The 23513-nt window shown below is 50.6% G+C and carries 17 protein-coding genes and 1 riboswitch; of the genes, 10 read left to right on the forward strand and 7 right to left on the reverse strand.

Features of this window, described 5'->3' with window-relative positions; genetic code table 11:
- Positions 1-30: 30 nt before the first annotated feature.
- From BN3279_RS11965 to BN3279_RS11980, 4 genes are all read left to right on the forward strand, one after another.
- The gene (locus BN3279_RS11965; protein WP_082673079.1) at positions 31-3804 is read left to right on the forward strand and encodes a choice-of-anchor I family protein; all 3774 of its coding nucleotides are present in this window, start codon (positions 31-33) and stop codon (positions 3802-3804) included.
- A 270-nt stretch (positions 3805-4074) separates the two neighbouring features.
- Complete coding sequence (locus BN3279_RS11970) at positions 4075-4851, forward strand: amino acid ABC transporter substrate-binding protein (RefSeq protein WP_059051130.1); 777 nt, start codon at positions 4075-4077, stop codon at positions 4849-4851.
- A gap of 10 nt (positions 4852-4861) precedes the next feature.
- Positions 4862-5521 (forward strand): amino acid ABC transporter permease, encoded by a 660-nt coding sequence (locus tag BN3279_RS11975; protein WP_059051132.1) that lies wholly within the window; start codon positions 4862-4864, stop codon positions 5519-5521.
- Between the two features lie 25 nt (positions 5522-5546).
- On the forward strand, positions 5547-6290 hold the full coding sequence (locus BN3279_RS11980) for an amino acid ABC transporter ATP-binding protein (protein WP_059051809.1): 744 nt from the start codon (positions 5547-5549) through the stop codon (positions 6288-6290).
- A 145-nt stretch (positions 6291-6435) separates the two neighbouring features.
- Here the strand turns inward: BN3279_RS11980 and BN3279_RS11985 are convergent, their stop codons facing one another.
- The gene (locus BN3279_RS11985; protein ID WP_059051134.1) at positions 6436-8244 is read right to left on the reverse strand and encodes a DUF5050 domain-containing protein; all 1809 of its coding nucleotides are present in this window, start codon (positions 8242-8244) and stop codon (positions 6436-6438) included.
- A 295-nt stretch (positions 8245-8539) separates the two neighbouring features.
- Here BN3279_RS11985 and BN3279_RS11990 point away from each other — a divergent pair, with 295 nt between their 5' ends.
- Complete coding sequence (locus tag BN3279_RS11990; RefSeq protein WP_059051135.1) at positions 8540-9700, forward strand: SGNH/GDSL hydrolase family protein; 1161 nt, start codon at positions 8540-8542, stop codon at positions 9698-9700.
- 83 nt (positions 9701-9783) lie between these two features.
- Here BN3279_RS11990 and BN3279_RS11995 read toward each other — a convergent pair whose 3' ends face one another.
- Complete coding sequence (locus BN3279_RS11995) at positions 9784-11274, reverse strand: glycoside hydrolase family 43 protein (protein WP_059051138.1); 1491 nt, start codon at positions 11272-11274, stop codon at positions 9784-9786.
- 188 nt (positions 11275-11462) lie between these two features.
- Between BN3279_RS11995 and BN3279_RS12000 the strand changes: the two genes are divergently transcribed.
- The gene (locus BN3279_RS12000) at positions 11463-12386 is read left to right on the forward strand and encodes an ArsR/SmtB family transcription factor (protein ID WP_059051810.1); all 924 of its coding nucleotides are present in this window, start codon (positions 11463-11465) and stop codon (positions 12384-12386) included.
- Positions 12387-12403: 17 nt separating this feature from the next.
- Here the strand turns inward: BN3279_RS12000 and BN3279_RS12005 are convergent, their stop codons facing one another.
- From BN3279_RS12005 to BN3279_RS12015, 3 genes are all read right to left on the reverse strand, one after another.
- Entirely contained in the window at positions 12404-13687 is a 1284-nt protein-coding gene (locus tag BN3279_RS12005; protein WP_059051140.1) for a glycoside hydrolase family 27 protein, read from the reverse strand.
- A 121-nt stretch (positions 13688-13808) separates the two neighbouring features.
- Positions 13809-14690, reverse strand: coding sequence for a helix-turn-helix domain-containing protein (locus tag BN3279_RS12010; protein ID WP_059051142.1), 882 nt, complete (start codon positions 14688-14690; stop codon positions 13809-13811).
- A gap of 12 nt (positions 14691-14702) precedes the next feature.
- Positions 14703-15869 (reverse strand): MFS transporter, encoded by a 1167-nt coding sequence (locus tag BN3279_RS12015; RefSeq protein ID WP_059051144.1) that lies wholly within the window; start codon positions 15867-15869, stop codon positions 14703-14705.
- A gap of 126 nt (positions 15870-15995) precedes the next feature.
- On the opposite strand from BN3279_RS12015, the gene BN3279_RS12020 reads away from it, so the two are divergent.
- Positions 15996-16874, forward strand: coding sequence for a helix-turn-helix transcriptional regulator (locus tag BN3279_RS12020; protein WP_059051145.1), 879 nt, complete (start codon positions 15996-15998; stop codon positions 16872-16874).
- Positions 16875-16920: 46 nt separating this feature from the next.
- Positions 16921-17020, forward strand: a riboswitch (purine riboswitch).
- Positions 17021-17122: 102 nt separating this feature from the next.
- Positions 17123-18118 (forward strand): EamA family transporter, encoded by a 996-nt coding sequence (locus BN3279_RS12025; protein ID WP_059051147.1) that lies wholly within the window; start codon positions 17123-17125, stop codon positions 18116-18118.
- A 31-nt stretch (positions 18119-18149) separates the two neighbouring features.
- Here the strand turns inward: BN3279_RS12025 and BN3279_RS12030 are convergent, their stop codons facing one another.
- A complete protein-coding gene (locus tag BN3279_RS12030; RefSeq protein WP_059051149.1) occupies positions 18150-19796 on the reverse strand; it encodes a response regulator transcription factor in 1647 nt (548 codons plus the stop codon).
- Between the two features lie 6 nt (positions 19797-19802).
- Positions 19803-21632: a cache domain-containing sensor histidine kinase gene (locus BN3279_RS12035; protein ID WP_059051151.1), complete on the reverse strand. Its 1830-nt coding sequence runs from the start codon at positions 21630-21632 to the stop codon at positions 19803-19805.
- A 128-nt stretch (positions 21633-21760) separates the two neighbouring features.
- Here BN3279_RS12035 and BN3279_RS12040 point away from each other — a divergent pair, with 128 nt between their 5' ends.
- Together BN3279_RS12040 and BN3279_RS12045 are read left to right on the forward strand one after the other, a co-directional pair.
- On the forward strand, positions 21761-22642 hold the full coding sequence (locus tag BN3279_RS12040) for a carbohydrate ABC transporter permease (RefSeq protein WP_059051153.1): 882 nt from the start codon (positions 21761-21763) through the stop codon (positions 22640-22642).
- Positions 22642-23469, forward strand: a complete 828-nt coding sequence (locus BN3279_RS12045) for a carbohydrate ABC transporter permease (RefSeq protein ID WP_059051155.1) — start codon at positions 22642-22644, stop codon at positions 23467-23469. The genes BN3279_RS12040 and BN3279_RS12045 overlap by 1 nt, the downstream gene beginning before the upstream one ends.
- Positions 23470-23513: the final 44 nt, after the last annotated feature.

A 23513-nucleotide genomic window follows, 5' to 3' on the forward strand; every position in this document is an offset into this window, starting at 1 on the left:
AAGAAGAGTCGCAAGGTATTTTCTTTATGGATGGCTGCATCGATTGCTGTATCGATGATCGGGCCAGTCGGGGGAGCCGCTGCCGCAGGAACGTCGGAGTTGGCACAGGATGCTGCTGCGGACAAGCTGTCAGCCACTTGGCAGACCCCTGCATCAGATGCGCTTGGCATCCGTAAAATCGCTTCCTACTCGGTAGGGACCTCCAGCGAGGACGGCGGCGTAGCGGAGATTGTCCGTTACAATGAGGATAACGGGAAGTTTTATTTGATTAATGGTTCATCTGAGCCGGCTAGCATCGACATCGTTCCGCTCAAGGCATCGGGAGAGCTTACTAAAGAGTCAACAATCAACGTCCAGGCTTTGGCTGAACAAGCTTCAGGGTTCACATTTGGCGACTTGACGAGCATTGATATTAACACGGTGACCCAGCAAATCGCGGTTGCGGTGCAGGAAGCCGATGCGAATAAGACGGGTAAAATCCTGCTTCTGGATTATGCTGGTAAGCTGGTGAAGGAATATCCGACTGGCGTTCAGCCCGATATGGTTAAGTTCACGTCGGATGGTCGCTATATCCTGACTGCTGACGAGGGTGAACCACGTGTGGAGGGCATTGACCCTGAGGGTAGTGTTACCGTAGTGGATACCAAGGAAAACCAGGTTAAGCATGTGAAATTTGATAACCCTGCCGTGATCGACGACAAAGTGCATATTCGTGGAACGGCTAATGGGGACGGCATCATTACGGGGAGCGGCTCGAAGGCTGACGCCGTGACTGATCTGGAGCCAGAGTATATTGCCCTGTCGGGTGACGAGAAGACAGCTTACGTGTCTCTGCAGGAGAACAATGCCATTGCCGCTATCGACATTGCTGCGGGCAAAGTCATTTCGGTGAAGGGACTGGGCTTCAAAGATTTGAGCGATCCAAGGAACTCTCTGGACTTAGTGGAGGACGGGGAGATTCGTTTGGAGAATGTGCCGTTTCTCGGCATGTACATGCCGGATGGCATTGATGCTTATACGATAGACGGGAAGACGTATCTCTTTACTGCTAATGAAGGGGATGCCACGGAATGGGATGGCCGTGTTGGGGTAACGAAGCTTAAAGACTTGGCAGGGCTTAACCCTGAATCCAAGGCAGGCCAGTTCCTGAAGGACAGTGGGGATACCTATGATGATGTAGAGGTAGCTACAGATATGGGTCCGGATGGCGTTTACATGTACGGCGCCCGTTCCTTCTCCATCTGGAATGCCGATGACATGAAGCAGGTCTATGACAGTGGCAATGAGTTCGAGAAGATTACATCCGAACGTCTGCCAGATGTCTTCAATTCCAATCATAGCAAGGTAAATAAGGACAAACGGAGCCCTAAGAAGGGACCTGAACCTGAATATATTACGGTAGGCGAGGTAGATGGCAAGCTTTATGCCTTCACGGGCCTGGAGCGCATTGGGGGCGTAATGGCCTATGATGTGACTAATCCGGAGAAGCCTCAATTTGCTGCCTACCTGAATCCACGGGACTTTACGAAGAAGCTGGATACCGACACAGGACCGGAAGGTCTGGAGTTCATTCCTGCTGAGGCAAGCCCGACGAACCGTCCATTGCTGCTTGTAGCCAACGAGGTAAGCGGTACGGTAGCGGTATTGGAGTTAGGTGCTCCCAAGGCGCAACAGCCCGCTTCCGGAGAGACCTGGAAGCTTACAGTTATGCACACCAATGATACCCATGCCCATTTGGCAGAGGTAGCGAGAAGAGCCACGCTGGTGAAGCAGATTCGTGCAGAGGAAAAGGATAGCTTGCTGCTGGATGCCGGGGACGTGTTCTCGGGAGACTTGTATTTTACCAAATGGTTTGGCTTGGCCGACCTGTCCTTCATGAACATGATGGGTTATGACGCAATGACCTTCGGGAATCACGAATTTGATCAAGGCACTGGCGCACTGGCTGAGTTTGTCAAGAACGCCCAGTTCCCGCTGGTAAGTTCAAATATTGATTTCAGTACGAATCAGGATATGCTGCCATTGCTGAAATCGCCAACCACCCTGGATGCCACCGCATCGAAGACAACGGCACAAGCGGGTGTCTATCCATACGTGGTACTTGACGTGAACGGTCATCAAGTAGGCGTATTTGGCTTAACTACGGAAGACACGGCTGAGACATCTGGTGGTGGCAAGGCCGTAAAATTCAATGATGCCACGGCATCGGCTGCTGCAACGGTTGCTGCGATGGAGAAGGAAGGGCTGAACATCATTATCGCTCTGTCCCATCTCGGCTATGCTCGGGATCAGAAGCTGGCCCTGGACGTTGAGGGCATTGATCTGATCGTAGGCGGTCACACTCATACCAAGCTGGATGCTCCGGAGATTGTGGTGGATGATGTGCATGGTACGCCGACGGCGATCGTGCAAGCCAATGAGTGGGGTAAATTCCTGGGTCGTGTAGATGTCGTATTCGATAGTGAAGGGGTCGTATTGACAGGACCTGGGCAAACGACAGGACATCTGATTGCTGTAGATCCGGAGCAAGTCGCTGAAGATGCCAAGGCCAAGGAAGTGCTCGCTCCTTACAACGAAGAACTGGAAGAGATGAAGAAGCAGCCGGTAGGCCAAGCTGCTGTCGTGCTGGATGGCGTGCGTGAAAACGTACGTTCTAAGGAGACGAATCTGGGTAACCTGATTGCCGATGGGATGCTGGAGAAGGCCCGTCAATTGAAGGAAGCGGATGTAGCGCTCATGAACGGAGGCGGTATTCGTGCCGCCATCGATGAGGGCGAGATTACGATGGGTGAATTACGTACGGTGATGCCTTTTGGTAACACATTGTTCGTGCTTGACGTGACTGGCCAACAGCTTAAGAATGGGCTGGAAAATGGGATCAGTGGCGCCAAGTCGGATGATTTGCCAGGGAAATTCCCGCAAATCGCGGGTATGACCTTCAAGTGGGACCCGGCACAACCGGAAGGTGGGCGCGTATTCGATGTGCAAATCAAGCAAGGGGATGCGTATGTCCCACTGAATCTCTCGTCTACGTATCGCTTGGCAACCAATAGCTTCGTGGCCACAGGCGGTGATGGCTATGCTTCCTTTGCTGAAGCGATTGAACAAGGAGCGTATCACGAGGACCTGGGATATCCCGATTATGAAATATTTATGGAGCATGTCGAGCGGCTGGGCGGTACGGTTAATCCGTCTGTAGAGGGCCGAATTACCGAGCAAGCGAAGCCTGCCGGGGAAAGCAATGAGTCACCGTATGATTATCTGGAAGGCCATTGGGCCAAAGCTGCCGTGGAGGCATTGAATTCCCGTATTCCGGGACTGGCTGGCAGCCGGACCTTTGTGCCAGATCAGGCTGTTCAGAGAGGTGAATTTGTCTCTTGGCTGACAGCAGGCCTTGAACTGGAACCAGACGCGTCGGCTAATTCTTACACCGATGTAAGTGGCGAATTGGCTGGATCTGTCGGGGCAGCAGTCAAGGCTGGCATCCTTACGGATGACAAAGCACTGTTCGCACCCGAAGATAAGCTTGGCCGTGCGGAGATGAGTGTCATGACTGCACGTGCTCTGCGTTATATCCAAGGGTCCACTGATGAATCGGCACAACCGGATGCGGCTGCCTTGAGCCGTTACAAGGACAAGGCGTCCATCCCGGGTGATACGGCTGCCGATATCGCTTGGCTGACGGAGCAAAATATTCTTCAGGGTAATCAGCATCAGCTCTTTGGGGCGAACGAGTCAGCCACCCGCGCTCAAGCTGCCGTTATTCTCATGCGCTTGCTGCAAGCGCTGGACCTCATTCAATAAGACGACTATAACAACTATTTAACACAGGAACCTGACAGGCTACGGTCTGCCAGGTTCCTGTGTTTTTTGCTGTAAGAAGATTAAGGTTGGGCAGAAAATGTCGGGAATGTTCGGCGAACTGTCACAGATCACAGGGAGAAGCTGACAGGCAACGGCAAATCTATCGACGACTTTATATTAGTATGTTATCATGAGAGTCTGATAACGTATTAACGAACTAAAGCGTCGGCCGTTAAGTATGGGCGATGGCTGTATGGGGGAGAGAACATGATGAAGGGTAAAAAAATCGTAGTATTAAGCGTGATTTTGGGACTTATGCTAACCGTATTGGCGGGATGTGGCGGCTCTGCCAAGGATGACAATAAGCTGGTCATCGGTATAGATGATAAATTTGCGCCGATGGGCTTTCGTGATGAGAAGAACGAAATTGTAGGCTTTGACATTGATTACGCCAAGGCAGCAGGCGAGAAGATGGGAATGGAAGTAACATTTCAACCTATCGACTGGAAGGCCAAGGAATCCGAATTGAACAGCGGACGGATCGATCTGATCTGGAACGGCTATACGATTACAGAGGAACGTAAGGGGAAGGTTCTGTTCACTAAGCCTTACTTGAAGAACAGTCAGGTGGTTGTCACGCTGGCTGATTCGGATATCAAGGTGTTGGCTGATCTGGCTGGCAAGGAAATTGGGCTGCAATCCTTATCCTCCGCTGCGGATGCTTTGGATGCGGCACCGGTCAAGGACGAGGTTAACTCGGTGTCGGAGTTCCCGGACAATGTGCTTGCTCTTAGCGACTTAAAGACGAAGCGGCTTGATGCGGTCGTTATTGATGAAGTGGTGGCAAGATACTATATGTCCAAGGAAGAAGGCACCTTCAAGCTATTAGAGGAATCGCTGGCTCCCGAGGAATACGGTATCGGGGTGAAGAAGGGCAATGAGGAACTGCTGAACCGGTTGCAGCAAGCGCTGGATGAATTGAACGCGGACGGTACGGCAGCTCAGATCTCACAGCAATGGTTCGGCGAAGATAAAGTGCTGAAATAGGAGAACGAAGATGATCCTGGATTATATGATTAGCATTGCAGGACCGATGCTGGAGGGAGCGGGGACGACGGTTTTGCTGTTCGCCCTGGCGATCGTCACCTCAATTCCGCTTGGCTTTGCCTTTACCTTTATGGTTCGCAGCCGGATCAAGCCTGTGTCCTGGTTTGCGAGCGGATATATTTATGTGATGCGCGGAACGCCGCTGCTGCTGCAAATGCTGTTTGTTTGCTTCGGCCTGCCCGTGCTGCCGGTTATCGGGGAGTACCTGGTCATGGACCGTTTTGCGGCCGCCTGTCTTGCCTTTACTTTGAATTATGCAGCCTATTTCGCCGAGATCTTCCGCGGAGGATTGCTTGGCATTGATAAGGGGCAGCATGAAGCCGCCAAGGTGCTGGGGCTTACCCGCTGGCAAACGACGACCCGGATCGTGCTTCCACAGATGTTGCGGATTGCCTTGCCTGCCATCTCCAACGAGTCTATTACTCTGGTGAAGGACACGGCACTGCTGTATGCAGTGGCGGTACCGGAACTGCTGCATTTTGCCCAAACTGCAGTCAATCGCGACTTTACAGTCATGCCGCTGGTCTTGGCCGGAGTGATCTATTTGCTAATGACGCTGGTGCTGACCGTATTGTTTAAGGCGCTGGAACGAAAGTATAAATTTGAGTAAAGGTTAGAGGACTGGAATGGTGAACATGGGGATTGTGGAGCTTGCCAATGTCAAAAAGAAGTTCGGTACCCTGGAGGTGCTGCACGACGTATCTTTCAACGTTGATACCAGTGAGGTTATCGCCGTAATTGGCCCTTCAGGCTCGGGTAAAAGCACGATGCTGCGTAGTCTTGCCCACCTGGAAGAAGTGGACGGCGGTAGCATTCGCATTGGGGATCAGTACCTCGTCAAGGATGGACAGTATGCGCGTCCGGCTGCAATCAAGCAGATGACGGCGCGGATGGGGATGGTGTTCCAGCACTTCAATCTGTTCCCGCATCTGACGGTACGGGGTAACCTGGAGCTGGCTCCCAAGCTTGTGAAGGGATTGCCTCCCGCCGATATTCGCGGCAAGGCGTCGGAATTGCTGGAGAAGGTGGGTTTGCTGGACAAGGCGGATGCTTATCCGTCCCTTTTGTCTGGAGGACAAAAGCAGCGGGTAGCCATTGCAAGGGCGCTGATGATGAACCCGGAAATTCTGCTATTCGACGAGCCGACGTCGGCGCTGGACCCGGAGCTTACGGGTGAGGTGCTGCAGGTCATGAAGCGACTGGCCGAGGAGCGCATGACGATGATTGTGGTGACGCATGAGATGGGCTTTGCTCGGGAAGTGGCAGACCGTGTTCTGTTCATGGCGGATGGAGCGTTCATTGAGTCTGGTAAGCCGGAGGAATTGTTCGGGCATCCCCGGCATGAGCGGACGCGCACCTTCCTGCAACGGGTATTGTAGCAGTAGAGTCAGGCGCTGGTTGGAGGAAGAACGGCAATGCCTGGACGGTATCCTCCAGACATTCAGAAGGAATAAGGAAACGGCGGCAAGGCCAGGGACCGTAAGACGCGGTCCCGGCGCTTGCCGCCGTTTTGTCATGTCTGCATTATTTAACTGAATAGACGCCTTCCTGATACATCAATGAATAGACGAGACCGGCTTCACTCAGTACGGCTTGCCCGATCGTATCCTTCACGATATGCTGCGAGCTGCCATCTGCTCCAAGCTTGTAAATGCCAGGGGCATAGCCATCAGCGATATAGTAGATGCCAGTCTTCCCGATGTAAAGTCTGAGATCAGAATCGCTTATTCCTGGCAACCCGGCCAATTTGGTCGCTTGTCCGTTGGCTGGATTATAGCGATACAGCTCTGTGCCTTGATTACCCTCTACAGTGTAATAGAAGAGGTTGTCGTATATCTTCAATACGTTAGCTTGATCTGGTGTGATACGTTCCAGGTTGCTTCCGTCCAAGCCAGCACGCATCAGCGCTCCAGTATCTCCGTCCAGATAATAAATCTGCTCCTGAACCACCCAGAAACGCTGAGTATTCGCAACGATCTGCTCATGCTTGCGTTCGGTAGAACTGATGCGATATAAAGCGGTGACATCCTCGGGATCGCTGTCCTTGAACCCTAGGGCGTATAGTGAACCATCTCTCAAGGTTAACGAGTCATCCCCTGTGTAGCCGACCCCTCCGTTTACCATTGAATGACGTATAATGCCGTATACATAGCCGGGTTCACCAAGCTCCACCTGTTCCCCCGTGAGGGTATCAACCCGAGATATATTATCAGTTGGACCGCTCATAAACCGAAAATCAGTATAGTATAGATTCGCCTGGTCTTTGACAAGTCCGAGCACGCTCTTAGCCGTTGTTATCTGTTGCAGCGCGCCGTTCTTCACAAGATAGAGGGTGTCGTGCCCCATAGTTAAGTCACCGCTATGGAGATTGATGTACAGTTCGCCATCCAGCTTCTGCACATCGGTCAGCCAGCCCCAGCCTGGGGATAAATCCTGGATTCCCAACGAAGCGATCTTGCGCGGCTTCAGGGTGGCGAAGCTGTAGGCGTACAGGGAGACTTCGTCGTTCACCTTCGATACATAATACAAGTCTTCTCCGATAACCTTGGCCGAATTAAATACGGGTTGTCCGGGAACCTCAACCTGAACGTTCTTCTTGTCGGGCGTCTGACGGAATAGTTGCTCGTCAAGGGTGCTTCCATTGTTGCGGTAAAAGGTCCTCGTGTAGTAGTTAGCATTGTTATACCGAGTTAGCGGAGTTATTACCTTGTCATCCACAATCGGCTTGCGGGAATCCGTTAATTGCTTCATGATCGCAGTTTGGACGGCTTGCGTTTGTGGGTGCTTCACATCAATCGTTCCATCGCCAATGAGAATCAGCCCGTTCAGCCAAGTGATCTGCTTGCCAAGCGCAACTCCGGCGTCACGAAGTGGCAGCATGACTCTGCCATTGATCATTTGGGCAGGGACGTCCAGAGCAACCTGCTTCTCATTTACCAGCATGGTCTTGCTGTTGAGCTTGAACTTGACGCTCTTCTTCTGCGTGACATTGCGCAGGGTGATGTCTTCCGGCTTCTTCGCCTCCCAGATAACCTCCCACATCCCCTGGTTAGGGCCGGTGCTTTGCTCGGCCAGATAGCCCATCAGACGTATGGGAACGAGCACGCGCCCATTTCTTTGCACGACTTGATAATCCCCGCCGAGTTCTCTTTTTTGCCCCTGAATAAAAGCCTTGCCCGCATAGTTATACGGAATGATGGACAACTCGTTAAAGGCTTGTTCCAGCGATTTGTTGCTGCTTCCGGCTACGTTCTGCTGTTCAGCGGCATAAGCCCCCGCAGTTCCCAGACTCAAGCAAGCTGCCAAACAAAGCGACATCCATTTGCTTCTCATACAAATCTCCCTTCAAGCAATGTGATACAACCTTATACCCTCTAAACGCAAACGATCTCACAAAAGTTTCTGTCCCTTTTGGACAAGGATGATGTAAAATCGAAAATGCAGGGTAGTTATAGTGCGTGTTCAAGAAGTCGAATTTTCAGGACCGAAGCTTATGCTTTCGATGTGCGTTTTTTCAAAACGCTTGAGTTAGATGAAGCTAGGGACTGAGTAGCGGAGCGTAGACAAATCTGTGGGAAGATGACTTTTTGAACAACCTCTTATAGATGGCAGGATGGGGGAGTATTGGATGATGAAGGACTATGCTTCAGCCACCGTCGTATCGACGGCGTGCAATTATGTAATGGTACGTGAGGAGGGCTTCACGCATACGTATCGGACCTACTTGAAATTGCGGGAGAACGGGCCGCTTGAGCTACGGTTCTGGCATAGCAATGCGGTCGATTCAACCTGGGATACAGGAACGGTGGCAACAGGCGGTCTGCTTGGCGGCAACTGGCAGATTGAGGCGGCTTATGTTGCTGACGGCGGCGTTGTGGCGGATGGCTCGGTTGTGAACGGATCGCAGGTTCAGATTGCCTTTGCCGGAAGCGCTGTCAAGAAGGTGGAGCCAGGCGAGCAATTCTGGAGTGACCCCGTAGCGATTGATTTGCCGAAAGGACATCTGCTGGCCTTTACCTGGACGATCACGGCGCCGAAAGGGACAAGCGTGCCTTACAACACAGAGCAAATGCTGGTCAGCGCTTATGATGCTCCCGGCAATTATGCTGGCGTGGAGCGCGCGGACGAGTTCAAGGCTTCCGCCAACCTGCTGGTGCTGCCAGCCTTTATCGGTTATGTGAATCCGGTCCGGAAGCGGTTGGTTTTCCTTGGCGATTCGATCACTCAGGGAGTCAGAACACGTCAGGATGCTTACGAGTATTGGGTGGCCCGGATTGCTGAGGGGCTAGGCGCCGAATATGGAGTGTGGAACCTTGGCTCCGGTTGGGCGCGGGCCTATGATGCCGCCGCCGATGCTGCTTGGCTGAGCAAGGTGAAGCTGGGACTGGTCCCGGGCGCGGGAACTCAGGTTATACTTGCTTTAGGGGTCAATGACATCGATATCGGCGCAAGGACGTCTGACGAATTGCTTGCCGACTTGACGACAATCATTTCGGTATTGCGGAATCATGATTCTTCCGTGGAAATCATTCTATTTACCGTGACACCATTTAACTTCAAGGATGAACGGGAGCAGTATTGGCGTGAAGTTAACGAGACGCTTCGTATTTCCGCGTTACCGGGAGTAGACCATGTGTTTGACATGGCCGCTTTGCTATCCAGACCAGAGCCGGAGGCCCACCGGGAACGGCAGGAATTCATGAGCTCGACGGATGATCCGCATCCGAACGGACATGCAGGCCAGGTCGTTAGTGATGCGTTCCTCGCTTGGTATAAGAAGAAGGGCTGAAGCCTCAATAAAAAACAGGCAAGCCATCCACGGACTTTCTCCTTTGGGGCTTGCCTGTTTTTCCCTATATTATGCTGATCAGGTTAAGCATACACGCATCTAAATTCGGTGAACTCAGCTATAGCACCTTCTCCATGGGCATACAGGCCAATGACTACTCCTGTAAATCCTCCTGCCACCTCAGAGGATAGGTACCTGGTCTGGGCCGTCCCCAGTAAGATGCCTTTTCCATTGATATGAGTATAGAAGCTGTATTGCTTGCGATCCGCCCGAATGATTAACGTAACCTGATTGCTGGCAGCCAGATCGACTTTATGCTCCACGGATTTGATGTCGCCAATGTTGAGTCGTTCTATGACTTGGTAGGTCGTTCCTTCGTTGCGTAAGGCCAAATCATAATGATGGTTCTCATCCATATAAAGCGTAATCCCGGCCTCTCCGTGGTTAAGTTGTACCTCGCAAGAGATTTCCACGTCAAAGTCTCTTTGCCGAATCCCGATGAAGGTGGGGTTCTTCGGCAGGTCCAGAGAGATGTCCGTTCCTTTAAGTGTAGCTTTGTTCTCTTCAAGCACATAGTGACTTAACTCCGGATGGCGAAGATAACACCAGTCCAGCTTCCAATCGGTATTCTCGAAGGTGAAGTTCTTCTGCACTTGCTGGATAATATCGCTTGGTATCCGGTCTGTCTCAAAGCTTGAGAGTGTGGTTCCCTGATGCCCTGCTGTAAACCAGCCATCTTCTCCAAAAGTAACGGGTGTGAGAAATACTTCACGGCCCAGATGATGGTAAGTAAGATATTGCCCGATTTGCCGGAAGCCGAGATGGAGCATCCACCAATTCCCTTCATGATCTTGAATGAGATCGCCGTGTCCCACTCCCTGGAGCTCATAACGGCCAAGGTTGCGATTGGTCAACACAGGATTGTTCGGATAAGCTTCAAATGGCCCGGAGATTTCATCCCCGCGAGCATACACAACCATATGCCCATATTCGGTTCCGCCCTCGGCAGCCATTAAATAATAATGGCCATTCATGCGATACATATGGGGACTTTCCAAATATCGTCCGCCAGTCCCTTTCCAGATTGAACGGCTTGGCGAGAGCTTACGTCCTGTCTCCATATCAAGTTCACATTGAACAACGCCTCCCACGCCCTCATCATCGACCCCATTGCTCATGAAGAAAGCTCTGCCGTCCTCAAAATACAAATCCGGATCAATCCCGCCCTGATCGACGAAGATGGGATCAGACCACTCCCCATAAATATCGTCGGTCCATACATAGAAATTTTGACGTGTGGTATCGTTGGTAGTGGTCATATAGAAGCGCCCGCCGTGGTGGCGAATGGTGGGGGCAAAGACGCCTCCCGAGCTGCCAACAGAACCGAGTTGGACCTGGCTCTCACGGGTCAGGCAATGTCCAATTTGCTTCCAGTTGATTAGGTCCTTGCTCTCGAACAAGGGAACGCCGGGGAAATATTGAAAGGAACTGCACACCAGGTAATAGGTGTCTTCCACCTTGCACACACTAGGGTCCGGATAAAAGCCCTTGATAACGGGATTATTGTATTTCATCATAAGCACCTCTTTAGTCATTCGATTGTCATTCATAAATATATAAATTTAATCAAAGTTGGTTCGAACCTAAGCACATTAAACCTCATTGATTGGTGCTATGCAATATATAAGGCTTGAAGGTTGAAGGCAATTTGTTTTAAATTAATATATATATGATTTCAACTGAAGGTGTGAGCAACTTAACCATGATTAAAGCCAATGGAGAAGCAAAATATTTATCGTTATATGAAGCGTTAGCGAGTGAAGTGCGATGGAAGATCATGAAGCTGGTGGCAGACAAGGAGATGAATGTCAAGGATATCGCGGCCAGCCTTGCGCTGAGTCCCTCCATCATCACCATGCATATTCGCAAGCTGGAGCAGGCCGGACTTATTACTACGCATCGAGTGAGGGCTGGAGGTGGCACCCATAAGATGTGTTCTCTCAAACACCACAGCATTGAGATTGAATTGCCGTCTGCAAATCGGCAAGAGCAAGTAAGAGAGCAACATATATCGGTTGGACATTACACAGCCTTTGAGGTTTATCCTACCTGCGGGCTTGGTACGAAGGAGAAAGAGATAGGAGTATGGGATGATCCACGCTATTTCCTTGATCCTGAACGGGTCCATGCGTCCATACTTTGGTTCGGGCGGGGATATGTTGAATACAAAATGCCGAACTTCCTGCTGGAGGATGAGCTGCCGGAGGCGCTGGAAATTTCCATGGAAATAGCCTCGGAGGCTCCTGGCCTGAGAGATGAATGGCCCTCGGATATCGGGTTTACCTTCAACGGAACCTTTCTCGGAACCTGGACCAGTCCGGCTGACTTCGGGAGGGCGGCCCGCGGCAAGCTCACCCCGGCATGGTGGCATCGCAATGTCAATCAATATGGGTTGCTTAAGACGATTCGTATCGAGCCCACGGGTACCTATATGGACGGGGAGCGCATGTCGGAGGTGACGCTGGCGGATATCGGGCTGCATGAACCGTTCTGGACCCTTCGCTTTGCCGTCGACGAGCAGGCCGTTCATGTAGGGGGATTAACCTTGTACGGGTCGGGGTTTGGCAACCATGATCAGGATATTGTGGTACGGGCGTATATGGAAAGAGCGCAGCTTATAAAATAAGCGGCGCTCTTTGGCTTCTAGTCGAATCGGTAGATACGTACGCCATGTGGCGGCAAGTCGGCATGTAGCGTTTCGCCCTTCAGCTTTGCCAATTGTCCGCTCCATAACTCGATTCCTGCTTCCTTGTTGGCAAGGCCAATTTTCCAAAGTGGTAAAGCCAGAGGAAGCGTAGCTTCTCCGGTATTAAATACTGCGGCGTAGTGGAAGCCTTCAGGATGTTCGGCTGTCCAGACGATAAGCTCGCCTTCCCGTAGCGCTTCCTTGGCGCCCTGGCTTTCCCGGTGCATACGAAGGACCTCGCGATTGGTAAGGAGCGAGAGCGTCCAGTCATCGCAATCTCGCAATTCACCGCCGAAGATGAGTGGCGAACGAAAGATGCTCCACAGCGACATCATGGTAAGTTGTTCGTCTCGGGTAAAGCGGGTCCAACGATCGGAGCCGCCGCCATCGACGGAGTGGATGCCGATATGACCGAGCGGTAGCATGTCGCAGTCCGGCCAGCAGCCTGCTTCTGGCACGCCTTGCCAGGTCCGGCAGCGGTCGAACATATCCAGCAGGAGGGGCCACAGATCCCAGAAATCGTCCGTGACACGCCACATGTTAGCATGTTCAGTGAAGAACCCCGAGTATTCCACTGGAGCGGGTCCCGGAGACAGACTTAACACCATGGGACGACCGCATCGTTCAATCGCTTGAGAGATCAGGGTAATCTCCGCTGAATGAGTATCATAAAGCCTCGACGCAGCGATATCGTCTACCTTTACCAAATCCACGCCCCACTGTGCATATAGCTCAAATAGTGAATCGTAGTAAGCCTGGGCTCCTTCTTTGGAGGCATCCACGCCATACATATCGGTGTTCCACGGGCAAATAGAGTTCGGGTGAGCTATGTCCCGGGCGGTTGCGAGCGTACCGAGAATGGGGGTAGCGGCGTGAACGGCCTGCCGGGGAATACCGCGCATGATATGGATGCCAAATTGCAGTCCAAGGCTGTGCACGTAATCGGCCAATGGCTTGAACCCTCGACCGCCTGCGGCAGAGGGGAAGCGGTTATCGGCAGGCATCAGCCGGGAGTATTCATCCATGACCAGTGGAACGAAGGGCCGATATTGCGAAGAGTTGGCCCCAGGCTCATACCACTGAATATCCACGGTGATATAGCTCCAGCCATAGTCCTTCAGATGCTGTGACATGTACTCTGTATTGCCCCGAATTTCTTCCTCTGTTACGGCAGCGCCGTAGCAATCCCAACTGTTCCAGCCCAAGGGGGGAACGGATGCAACACGTTTGTTATGATCCATGATCAAGCTCCTTTGCTAATGCATTATTGCTCTTCTCATGTTCATCATAATCAAGGGATTCAGCGATATCTACGATAAGGTTATAAGTGAAATAGCAAAATATTGCGGTTCATTAAGAAAGCTAATTAAAAAATAATTTGCGATAAATAAGGCTTTCGCCACCACTGCGGAATTCGCCTGGAGTCAGTCCGGTCAGGCTGCGGAATGCCTTGATAAAGTAACTGCCACTGGAGTAGCCAATCTGTTCTGCAATTTGCTCAACGCTGAGCCGGGTGCCCCGTAACAGTTCCATCGCATTTTCGGTTCGTATGCGGGTCAGGTAGGCACCAGGCGTTAATCCCGTGCTGGCCGAGAAGCTGCGGATGAAGTGATATTTGGATAAGCCCACCTGTTCTGATAGCTGATCCATGCTGATCATCTGCGAATAGTTCAACTCGATATATGTGGCGGCGAGTTGAATGTTCGTCGGCCAAGCCTCTCTATTCCGAAGAATACTAGACTGCATTCGGGCCAGCTCCGTGACGAACTGATAGACGCAGGAGGAGGCGATTAGGGGATCAGAGATCCGACCCGCTTCCGCATCAACTACGATCATCCGGGCTAATCGGACCGCCGCACAGTCTGAGGGGAGCTTGGGAACCTCTCCGGCTTCACGCAGGAATCTGCGCCAATGGGGCAAGATGAGCCTGGGCCTGAACAGCAAGAAGAGGAATTCCCAAGGTTCTTCGGCCCCGGCGGGATAATAGTAGCGGTGCGGGCCGGGAATCTCCGCCAGGAAGGCTTGACCGGCCGTCACGCGGTGTATCCGGTTATTCGATTCGTACACCCCTTCCCCAGCAATCGTATACTGGAATAGTAGAAGGGGGCCGTCGGTTCGCTCCAGTCCATCCCAAGCATAAGAGGAATCGGTGATGCAGTCATAACCGGCAGCGTATAGCACGCAAAGCTGGAGCTCCTCATCTTCAGTAAAACGAAATCCATAGGTACCACGAGAAATGTCCATGAGCGTTCTCCTTCAGTTTTTTTTCAATACCCACAACAAACGATTCATTGCCAACAGCATAATAACAAACAGGAGTACCAAATAGTAAGGGAAAGTATTCATGCTTGTCATTTGCGCCAACAAACCAAACAGAGGGGGCATGAGCATAATCCCTAAATAAGAAACAGCCATCTGTGACCCCATCATGGACTGGGACAGTTCTTGTCCGAAGTTTTTTGGCGTCAGATGCAGCAGGTTGGGAAATATAGGTGCATTACCCAAACCCACCAGAAATAGAGCAACCGTGGAGACGGCTGTTGGCAGTGGTAGCATGAGCATTACAATTCCCATGAACAGAATACCTTGTCCAAGGTGAATTAATCTCCAGCTTGTCACCCGATCCGCTAATAAACCGGAGAGCAGTCGGCCGGTGGCAATTCCAACATAATACAACGTAACGGATTGGGCTGCAGCTTCCAGAGACACCCCTTTGGTATTCACTAGAAAACTGCTTCCCCATATCCCTGCGGTATACTCGATGGCGCAAGAACCTATAAATATAAGCCAGACCGCTCTGGCGGAAGGTAATTTGAAAAGCGACAGGATGCTGACCGACTTAAATACAATCTCTTTATTCGCTGACTTGCCTTGGTGAACTTTTCTCCATAGGGGCAATGAGAACAGGGCAATCATCGCAATAGAAGCCTGTACCATAAAGACAGCATAATAGCCACTCCGCCAGTGATTTGACTCTGAAAGTGATAACGACATTAGATAGGGGCTCATGGAAACTCCGATCCCATAAAAACAGTGCAGGAGATTCATATGACTTGCCTTATAGTGTAGTGCTACGTAATTGTTCAGAGCCGCGTCTATGGCACCAGCGCCCAGGCCTAACGGGATTGCAAACAGGCATAGCCATAACATATTTTGTGAAAAAGAAAAGCCAAGGAGTGCAACAGCCGTCAAGCTGACACTTGCCGCCGTTATAGCAGCCGTTCCATATTTCTGGATTAATTTTGCACTACTCAAGCTTGAGATGGTTGTAAAGCCTGAGATGGTGAAGGTGACATATCCTGCTGCTGAGACTGGAACGCCAAACTCTGTATTGATGGCGGGCCAGGCCGTTCCAAATATGGAATCGGGTATCCCCAAGCTTATAAATATGATATAAATGATGATTAAAAGTAATGTAGCCATAGTTGCCTCCTGAAATTTGTTGGTAAATGAGTCAGAGCATGAATTGAAATATATCACAAATAAAAGCCTTTTTCTTGCAGTATTTCACTTTTTTACAGTACAATATCACAAAAAGGAGGTCCTGATATGAAGAAGACAGTGAGCACAGATGAACAACTGCGAGAACTGGCTACACATGGATCTCCACAGTTCCCAATACAATATTATCTTGACGATACGGATGAGTTCCCTCACTACAGTATCAATCGACATTGGCATGAAGAATTGGAATTTGCGATCGTTCAGGAAGGGAAGGTCAAGTATCTGGTTGGCGAGGATACTGTACATTTAGCTCAGGGGGAAGGTATTTTTGTAAATTCACGAGTTATTCATGGATATGAGGCAGGAGGTAGGGCGCTTGTTCCTAATGTGGTATGCTCTCCTGAAATTATTTCCGGCAGCCATCAATCTGTGTATCAGAAATTTGTGTATCCTATCATTTATTCTCATATCTCTTGCTTGCGTCTGAGCAATCAGATCGATTGGCAAAATGAGATTCTGCAATCTCTCTACCATGTGTTTCATTTGTTGAATGCTCGGGAAGAGACAAAGGAACTTGATGTACAAATTGAGCTTGCTTCGATCTGGCGCACATTGTATCTACATCAGGACGATTGTATGAGATCTCCGCAGACTTCAGGTTTTCAGACGACGCAAGCACGGCTAAGAATGATGCTGGAATTTATTTATGAGAACTACATGGAACGGATTAGACTCTCTGATATTGCATCAGCCGCCAAAGTGAGCAAGAGTGAGGCGTTACGGTGCTTCAAGGAAGGACTTCATGCCTCCCCGGTAGATTATCTGATCGGGTTTAGATTAAATAAAGCTAGAGAATTGCTGCAAACTACAGAAATCACGGTTACGGAGATTGCGTCCAAAGTAGGTTTTGAAGAGGTAGGGTATTTTGCTCGAATGTTTAAGAAGACCTATGGTGTAACACCAAAACATGTAAGAAGATATTAGGATTGAGGATATATGGGGGTTGACGCACCTTGCGTAATGTCGCATAATAACATGCAGTGTTCAAATTCGTATAACTCCGCCAGAAATGGGGCGGGGGTCTCTACAGGAAGCCTAACTTCCTTGCTACGAATATCAGATCGCAGTTCATGTAACTGAACGGTCTATATTCCGGGCAAGGGAGTTTTTTTGCGTTTGGCTGCTTGCGATGGACACGACAACTTATATACAGAAGGAGATTATCATACGCGATGAGACATAAATGGCTTGTATTTCTAGGTGCTGTCAGTTATGGAGTGTTGTCTACTATTGTGACCAAAGCCTATGGGCAGGGATATTCGCTCGGTCAGGTGGTTGGCAGTCAACTGCTGACAGGATTTGTGTTGATCTGGCTGCTAGCTCTTATAGTGAAGCTGGGTGAGAGACGCAAGGAGAAGAAAGGTGAAGCCTCGGTTACTCCCGGCTCTGGTATCATGAAGCTGACCTGGAAGCAACGCCTGCTTCTGCTCGCTGCGGGTGCACCCACGGCGATTACGGGGCTGCTCTATTATCAATCCTTACATTACATTCAGAACTCATTGGCAATCGTGCTGTTGTTCCAGTTCACCTGGATGGGAGTGCTACTTCAAACGATCGTGCAGAAGAAACGCCCCCACAAGGTTGTTCTGTTCACTTTAGTTATCCTGTTTGTAGGCACCTTGCTGGCTGCTGGCGTATTTGAACGGGGCAGCGGTGGCTACGACTGGCGAGGCATCGTATTTGGCCTGCTGGCTGCGGTCAGCTATACCTTGTTCGTGCTGTTGAGTGGGAAAGCGATTCCTTCTGCTCATCCGGTATATCGCAGTAGCTGGATGATTACGGGCGGCATGTTGCTAGTGTTCCTGTTATTCCCGCCAACCTTCCTGTTCGATGGAACACTACTTCAAGGCTTGTTGCCCTACGGATTTTTCCTTGGCCTGCTTGGGGCCTTCCTTCCGCCGTTGCTATTTGCCATTGGTGTACCGTCGACAGGCGAAGGGATGGCAGCGATTCTCGGCGCTTCCGAGCTTCCAGTAGCGGTGCTGCTGTCCAGTGTCGTGCTTCATGAGCATGTCAGTGGCATCCAGTGGTTTGGCGTGTTGCTGGTCTTGCTGGGTGTTGCGCTTCCCGAACTGCATAAGCGGTGGCGGGGAGGCCAGCGGCCAGCCAAAGCCCCGGTATCTGTCGGCGGTTCTGCCAACAGCCCGGATGTCAAAGTGTTACGTTAATCTGGTGATTCACTTGGCGGCACGGGCGAGGTTATCTCCCGCGGAAGTCCCGTGGCGACTCGCCCGTCAGCTTCTTGAACACTTTGCTGAAATATTTCACATCACGGAAACCGACCATCTCGCCGATTTCGTGCAGCTTCAGATTTGGGTTGGCCATGAGTAGCTTGGCCTTGTCGATCCGATATTGGCTTAAATAGTCGGAGAAATTAATACCGAATTCCTGTTTGAACTTCCGGGATACGTATTCCCGGCTTACATAGAACTGCGCAGCGATTTCCTGCAAGGATAAGTCTGCTTGATAATGCTGTTCCACATACTGCACGATATCAGCCATCGTATGCTTCTCCTTGGCGGGCTGCCGGGAGAGCAGCTTGGCTGTTTGTTCAATGACCTGCAACGACCAGTCCCGCCACACATAGCGGGAGAAGGTGTAGCTATCAGGATTGGGCAGGACATTGGCTAGACCTGCTGGTGCAGGAGTGTCTGATTCATCAAGGGAACCCCCCTTAAGCATGGCCTCGGCCTGCTCGCCGAAGGCTTCCCGCACGAGCCGCGTCTGAAACGACAAAATGTCGTTCCTCCAAATGGCCAGCAGTTCGGGAGTCACCTTGCCGCTGCGGCAAAGCTCATCGATCCAGCGCTCTGCGGCAGCGGTCATTTGTGCGGGATCGGAGCTCATGACGGCGAGCTTCCAATCCTCCTGCACCTTGGCAAAGCTTAAGGATAGCTTGCCGGATGCGGTAGCGGGTGCTTCTGGAACTTCTGTGTGAATGAAGCGGTCAGGTTCAAGCAAATTGCGGCGGCGTAGCACGGCCAGCGCTTCGCTATACTGCCGGTGAAGGCTGGCGGGCAGTGATCCTGTCTGGCCTAGTCCGAAATGCAGCCGCCGTTGCAAGGTGTGATGCAATCCCCGATTGATCTGCTCTACTTGCTCGAAGGCTTGCTCTGGCCGCTCCCACAGGAGCAGCAAAATTTCCAGCGGTGCGCCCCAATGCCTGAACGCGATGCCCATTCGTCCAGGCAGCAGAAATTCATTGCAGATATTGATCAGCGCGAAATGCAGTAGCTCGCTATTATACCCGAACCGTTGCTGGAGGATGGCATCTCCGGCATCTATCTGGCAGAGCAGCAGGCGTGCAGATGTGATATCGGCAGGAATAACCCCTTCCTCCCGCAAGCGGCGCAACGAAGCTTCGGCGGAGCCGGGATCATCAATCAGGGAGGAGAGCAGCTTCTCCCCGTATACGGGCTTGAACTCATTGAGCCGGATGCTCTTGTGCTGCATATCCAGACGCCCCTGCTCCTCCTCTCGCCACTGGCTCACCGCTTTGGCTACTGCGGCATTGATGGCTTCGGGATCGATAGGCTTGAGGATATAGTCGATTCCTCCATGCCTCACGGTGCTGCGAACAAATTCGAAATCGTCATGTCCGCTGACCACAATGAATTTCACATTTCCGGCGTGCTCGCGTACCCAGGTCATCAGTTCAAGACCATGACCCGATTCCATCATCATGTCCATAATGATAAGTTGCGGCGGGGTGGCTTTGATGAAGTCAATGGCTTCATTGCCCCCACCGGCTTCTTCAATATCCCGTATTCCGTGGCTTTCCCAATCAACCAGTAAGCGCACGGCCTTGCGAACCCGTACTTCATCATCGACAATTAACGCTCTCATACTCGTTCACTCTCCATCTCTATCGTACGGTGCGGCTTCTACCGCAGGTATTCTCAGTATGATTTGCACGCCGCCTTCCTCGGGAGGATGGACTGTTAAGGAGGCCTCTTGTCCATAGACCAGACGCAAGCGGGTAAGCACATTGACCAGACCGATGGAGGATGGTGCCCCGGTCTTCAAGGTCTGCGAATCGGTGGCAGCCTCCTCATCGGGGTGCTCGGCTGCCTCGGCCAACTTATGTTGTAGCAGCGCAAGCTTCTCGGGCGGGATCGGGGCTCCGTTGTTGTACGCAATAATTGTAACGTAGCCTTCCTCGCCCTCGAACGCCTGCAAGCCAACAAGCCCATCCTCCTGGGAACGATTAATGCCGTGCTTGAAGTAGTTCTCCATAATCGGCTGGAGAATCAGCTTGGGCATTCGCAGGGGCAGCAGCTCTTGAGGAATATCCGCTGTGAAGGAGAAACGTCCCTCGAAGCGTTCCTTCTGCAACTCCATGTACGCTTTGACATGCTCAAGCTCGTCCCTCAGGGTCACAAATCGGTCGCCATTATGCATGCTGTAGTGCATCATTTTCGCCAGTGCCGAGATCAAGGTGTAGATTTGCGGAACCTTAAGCTCTAGAGCAAGCGTACCGATGATCTGCAGAGTATTATTCAGAAAATGCGGATTAATCTGCGCCTGCAAGGCCCGGAGTTGATTGTTCTTGCTGGACAATTCCAGCTTGTACTCCTTCAGGATAAAATTGTTGATCGTGTCCAGCATCGTCCGGAAGCGCTTGGTGAGCAGACCGATCTCATCTTTACCGGCAGGCAATACATCCACATTCAGGTTGCCTGTCTGTTGTACCTCGTTCATATGGCTGGATAGCCGTTTGATCGGGGCGGTGATTCTTAGAGAAATGATAATCGTGGCCAGAATGATGAAAATGAGTGACACGGCCAGCAGTAACAGGTTAATACCCGCCGTCTTGTTGGCGGTCTGGGTCAGGTAGGCCACCGGGACTTGCTTCACCAAGGTCCAGTTAGCTCCCACGCCTGAAATTTGGTGATAGACGAATACACTTCCCTCCGTCTCAAAGTTCCCACTTGGTGTATTGACCCCAGCAATTTGCTGGGTGTACCATTTCTCTTCGAGTTTGTTGCCGATCTTGCTCTGCTCGTCGCTATAGATGATATATCCGTTGTCATCCAGAATATAAATTTTCTCGCGGCTTTGCTCGTAAAGTTGATCGACAATGTCGCTCAGAGCAGATAATTTAACATCGATCGATAAGTAGCCAATAATGCTGCTGGAAGGCACTTTTTCAATTTTGCGATGCACGGTAAATACCGGCTCGGAAGGGTAGCGCCAGGATAAGGAGACCAGCCCGTAAGTATGGCTCATATGGCTGGGCTGAACCCATACGCTCTTTTGCCCCTCGCCAATTACATCGGCATAAGGTTCAACGTTGAAGTTACGTTGAGGTGTATTTTGCGATACAATAGTAGCTTTCCGGCTACTATTCTCGTAAAGGTAGATTTGGAAGATGTCTGGCACGGAAGTAGAGATATTGGATAGGACAGCATATACCCGTGAATTGCTTTGGACATCTTCGTAGCCTCCTTGCACCAGATTCGAAATATTATAAATATTTGATGAGGTACGGTTGATATCGTCAAGCAAATTGGTCAGATTACGCCCCCCTTGGTACAGGAGATTGACGTCTTCTGCCGCAACGCGGGCTTTCAATGAATGTGCGGTGTAGTAATAAGTGACGACCATCGTTGCAACAATAGGGATGGTTGTAGCAAGAAGCATGAAGACAATCAGTTTGGTCCGGATGCTGTTCCATTTCATAAGTATTCCGATTCTCCCGATCAATAATTTCCACCTGAGTGTTCACATTTGTAGGTGTGTTTAGTTGCTGCCCCAAGTCATAATAACAATACAACAGTTATTCGTTAGAAAGAAAGGGGGGCTGCGCCATGAATAACAAAAGAGCGTCTGAACTGGGACTTCAGTTATTTTTTGTAGGACCCGTGCTCTTGTTCTTTATCATCATCATGGTAGTTCCATTCTTACTTGGTATGTATTATGCAATGACCGACTGGAATGGCGTGGCGAGCACAGTAAATTGGGTAGGGTGGGACAATTTCAAAATTATATTTACAAACGATCCTGATTTCTGGTCTTCCTTCTGGTTTACGACCAAATTTACCGTAGTGGGCATTGTGCTTACGAATGTGGTTGGCTTCTTCCTTGCTTATTTTTTGACCAAAGGGTTGAAGCTGCGGAACATTATGCGTACGATATTCTTTATGCCTAATGTCATTGGTGGCCTGTTGCTAGGATTCATTTGGCAGTTTATTTTTATCAAAGGTTTTAACACGGTGTATGAGTTGACCGGGTGGTCCTTCTTTGGTCTTCCTTGGCTGGGGGATGCCACAACCGGGTTCTGGGGAATTATGATTGTGTTTGTCTGGCATACGGCCGGATATTTGATGGTCATTTACATTTCCTCCTTAACCAATGTTCCTTCCGAGGTCATGGAGGCTGCTGAGATTGACGGTGCAAGTCGCTGGCAAATACTGCGCAGCATCATTATACCGTTGATTATGCCTGCGGTTACGATCTGCTTGTTCCTGGCTATCTCTTGGGCCTTTAAGATGTTCGACCTCAACCTTTCATTGACAAAGGGCGGACCGTTCAAATCTACGGAGTCTGTAGCGATGAACATTTATAATGAAGCTTTCCAAAATAACCGTTATGGGTTGGGAACGGCCAAGGCGATTCTGTTCTTCGTCATTGTGGCAGTCATTACCATGTTCCAGGTTCGTCTGACGAAGAGCAAGGAGGTCGAAGCGTGATGAAGAAATATACTGGCAGACTCTTAACGACAGAGATTATTATGGGCATCGTTGCTTTGGTCTTCCTTTCTCCTTTCTATTTCTTATTTGTCAATTCGGTCAAGCCTTTCGGGGAGATCATGTCGGATTCAGCGAGTTGGCCTAAGGTAATTCAGTGGGAGAACTATGCAAAAGCCTGGGAGCTCACCCGATTTCCCCAAGCTTTTACTAACTCTCTGATTATTACAGTGATCAGTGTAGGCGTGTTAGCATTAATCAGCGCTATGGGCGCCTACCGCATGGTGCGTTCCAACACTTTGTTTAACCGCATTTTGTTCATGCTGTTTATTGCATCCATGGTTATTCCTTTCCAGACGATCATGATGCCGTTATTGCGAGTCGTGAATGAACTGGGAGTCAATAATTCGCATTTTGGACTCATTATGACTTACCTTGGTTTAGGAGCACCCATGGCCGTCTTCCTCTTCCATGGATTCGTTAAATCCATTCCGCGGGAGATTGAGGAAGCAGCTACCGTTGACGGTTGTACAGGAATCAGTGTATTCTTCCGCATTGTGCTCCCCATGTTGAAGCCGATGCTGATGACAACTATTGTGTTGAATTGCTTGTGGGTATGGAATGACTATCTATTGCCTTCATTAATCTTGCAACGTCCGGAAATGCGGACGATACCGCTCGCTACCTTTTCATTCTTCGGGCAATACAGCAAGCAATGGGACATTGCGCTCCCGGCTCTGGTATTAGGGATTACGCCAGTTGTTATCTTCTTCTTGTTCTTACAGCGTTACATTGTTGAGGGAATCGCAGCGGGATCGGTCAAGGGTTGATCCCGGCCCGCTGTTCCAATATATTAAAAACAGATTTAGGGGGA

The organism is Paenibacillus senegalimassiliensis (assembly GCF_001486585.1).
Taxonomy (GTDB): Bacteria; Bacillota; Bacilli; order Paenibacillales; family Paenibacillaceae; genus Fontibacillus; species Fontibacillus senegalimassiliensis.